The organism is Nonomuraea sp. SYSU D8015 (genome assembly GCF_008065375.1).
GTDB lineage: Bacteria > Actinomycetota > Actinomycetes > Streptosporangiales > Streptosporangiaceae > Nonomuraea.
This window is the reverse complement of sequence record NZ_MU084032.1, coordinates 1-3145: the sequence shown is the minus strand read 5'-3', so window position 1 is coordinate 3145 and position 3145 is coordinate 1. Positions and strand designations below refer to the sequence as shown.

General features: G+C 72.5%; 1 protein-coding gene. It reads left to right on the top strand.

The features are described from left to right. A partial coding sequence (locus ID574_RS00005; RefSeq protein WP_223166220.1) for a condensation domain-containing protein occupies positions 1–3145 on the top strand: 3145 nt, incomplete at both ends.

Here is a 3145-nt window from a genome sequence, read left to right as displayed (position 1 = left end):
GTATCGCACTGGGGACCTGGGCCGTTATTGGCCGGATGGGACGCTGGAGTTCCTGGGCCGGGCGGACGCGCAGGTCAAGATCCGGGGGCATCGGATCGAGCTGGGCGAGGTCGAGGCGGCCTTGCAGGCTCATCCGGACATCGCACAGGCCGTGGCCGTGGCCTCCGCCGACCGACGGCATCTCTTCGCCGCAGTCACCGAGGCCACCCCCGAAGGCGCCCGGAGCGACCCCTCACCGGCAGAGGAGAACGACCTCCCACATGCGGAGCGCCCGGAGACATGGGAGCTGGAGTCGCAGCTGGCCGAAACGCTCCTGGTCGGACTCCTCGCCGACGAGTTCGGCGCCGAGCCCACCATCGAGGCCGCACTGGCCAGAAACGGCGTCGGCGAGGCGAACCTCCCCGTGGCCGACGTGTGGCTGCGCTGGTTGGAACGGCGGGGCGTGGTGCTGCCCACACCGGCGGGCCATGTGCCCGGCCCCAGGTTCGAGGAGTGTCTCGACGCCGCCGCCTGGACCGGGCTCATGAAACGCGCCGCCGGAACGCACGTGGCCGTGATCGCCGACCGCCTGGCAGGACGCCGCGCGGACCTGGCGGCGATGCTGCGTGGCGAGCAGGAGCCGCTGACGCTGCTCGACGACCCTGTGTTGTCGCCGGAAGGGCAGGCAGCCCTCCGACCGGAGACCGCGGCGACCCTGGAAGGAATCGCCGACCGGCTCGCGGCACTCGCCAAGGAACTCGGCAGACCACCGCGGATCGCGGAGCTTGGCGCGCGGACCGGGCTCACCGCACACCGCATCCTGGACGCGCTTCCGCCCGGCTCCGTCCACTACACGCTGCTCGACGAGTCGCCGGCTCTCCTGGACACCGCCAGGGGACGACTGTCCGGCAGCCCGCACGCGATCGACTTCGCCCGGATATCCGCTGCCGCCCTCCCCGGCGAGCTGCGGCACGCCTTCGACGCGGTGGTCGCGGCCGTCTCGCTGCATCGGCACCCCTCCGTCGCCGCGGGCGTGGAACTCGCCTCGCTGCTCCTGGCTCCCGGCGGCCTGCTGTACGCCTGGGAGCTCACCGAGCTCGCGCCGCTCAGCCTTCAGACGGTCAGCCTGCTGGAGCGGGGGTTCGACGGGCTGGACAGGGAACGCAGGCGGCGGCGCAGCCCGCTGCTCGGCCCCGGCCGCTGGCGGGAGGTGCTGGCCGCCGCGCACTTCGATCCGATAGCCGTCCTGCCGCAGGGGTCGTCGTCGATCCTGCTGACCGCCGCCCGCCCGGCCACCCGGCCCGTCGCCGACCCCGACCAGGTTCGTGCGTGGCTACGCGACCGGGTGCCCGGATACCTCGTCCCCGAACGCGTTGAGGTCGTCCCCTTCCTGCCGCTCACCGGCAACGGCAAGGTGGACCGGCGGGCCGTACAGCGGCTCCTCGACACCGATCGCGCGGCGGGCACCTTCGCGCCGCCGGAGGGACCGGTCGAGGAGGCCGTCGCGGCGGCCTGGGGCGACGTGCTCGGGAGCGGTCCGATGAGCCGCGATGCCGACTTCTTCATGCTCGGGGGCGACAGCCTTGCCGCGACCCGGGTGGTGGCGCGGCTCCGGGAGGCGGGACTCGGCGGCGTCACGATCGGCCGGCTGTTCGCGGCTCCCGTCCTGGCTGACTTCGCGGCCGGCCTGTCCATGAACGGAGCCCGCGAGGCGGTCCAGCCGTTGGCCGCCGATCCCGAGCGCCGCCACGACCCCTTCCCGCTCACCGAGGTCCAGCAGGCGTACTGGCTCGGCAGGCAGGCGGACTACACGCTCGGCGGCGTCGGATCGCACTGCTACTTCGAGTTCGGGGGTGACGGCATCGACGTCGGACGCCTGGAGGAGGCGTTCAACCGGCTGATCCGGCGACATGAGATGCTGCGCGCCGTCGCCACCGCCGACGGCCGCCAGCGGATCCTGCCTCATGTGCCCCGCTTCGCGATCCCCGTGACCGATGTTCCAGCCGATCGCTTCGACCGGGCGCGGGAGGGGCTCCGGGAGGAGATGTCCCACCAGGTCGTGGACCTGACTCGGTGGCCGCTGCTGGACGTTCGCGCTGTTCGCGCCGCCGACGGCCGTCTGTGCTTCGGGGTCAGCCTCGACAACTTCATCTTCGACGGGCTCAGCATGATGATCGTCCTGTCCGAGGTCGCCCGCCTGTACGACGACCCCGACGCGGAGCTGCCGCCCGTGGAGGTGTCGTTCCGCGACCACGTTCTGGGCGCGGCCCCCGATCCGGTGGCGCGGGAGAGGGCGGAGGACTACTGGCGGGAAAGGCTGGACGAGCTCCCACCGGCGCCGCAACTGCCGCTGGCCGTCGATCCCGCCACCGTCACCAGGCCGACGTTCGTCCGGAGGCGGCACACCATGCCCGCCGACCGCTGGACACGGATCAAGGAACGGGCCAGGCGGCACGGCGTCACCCCGTCCGTCGTGCTGCTGACCTGCTACGCGGAGGTCCTCGCGGCCTGGAGCGGCCGCTCCGACGTGACCGTCAACCTCACCCTCTTCGACCGGCCGCTCTCCGGCCACCCCGACATCGCCCACATCGTCGGCGACTTCACCTCCCTGCTGCTGGTCGGCCACCGGCCGGATCCGGACGGCGGGTGGCTGGGCGCGGCGCAGGCTCTCCAGCGACGGCTCGGCCACGACCTGGAACATCGGGACGTGTCCGCGGTCTGGGTGCTGCGGGAGCTGGCCCGCCGGTCCGGCGGCGCCTCGACCGGCATGCCCGTCGTCTTCACCAGCGCCCTGGGACTGGACGACGACCTCTTCAACCGCGCGTTTCAGGCTCCCTGGCGGGAGAGCTGGTCGGTGTCCCAGACGCCGCAGGTGTGGCTGGATCACCAGGTGATGGAGCTGGGCGGGGAGCTGGTGCTGTGCTGGGACGCGGTGGAGGAGCTGTTCCCGGCGGGTGTGCTGGATGCGATGTTCGCGGCGCATCGGCGGGTGCTGGAGTGGCTGGGGGAGGGGGACTGGTCGGATCCGGTGCCGTCGTTGATGCCTGAGTCGCAGGCGGTGGTGCGGGAGCGGGTGAACGACACGGCGGGTCCGGTGTCGGGGCGGTTGTTGCACGAGGGCTTTTTCGCGCAGGCGGCGGATCGGGTGGCGTTGGTGTGGGACGGC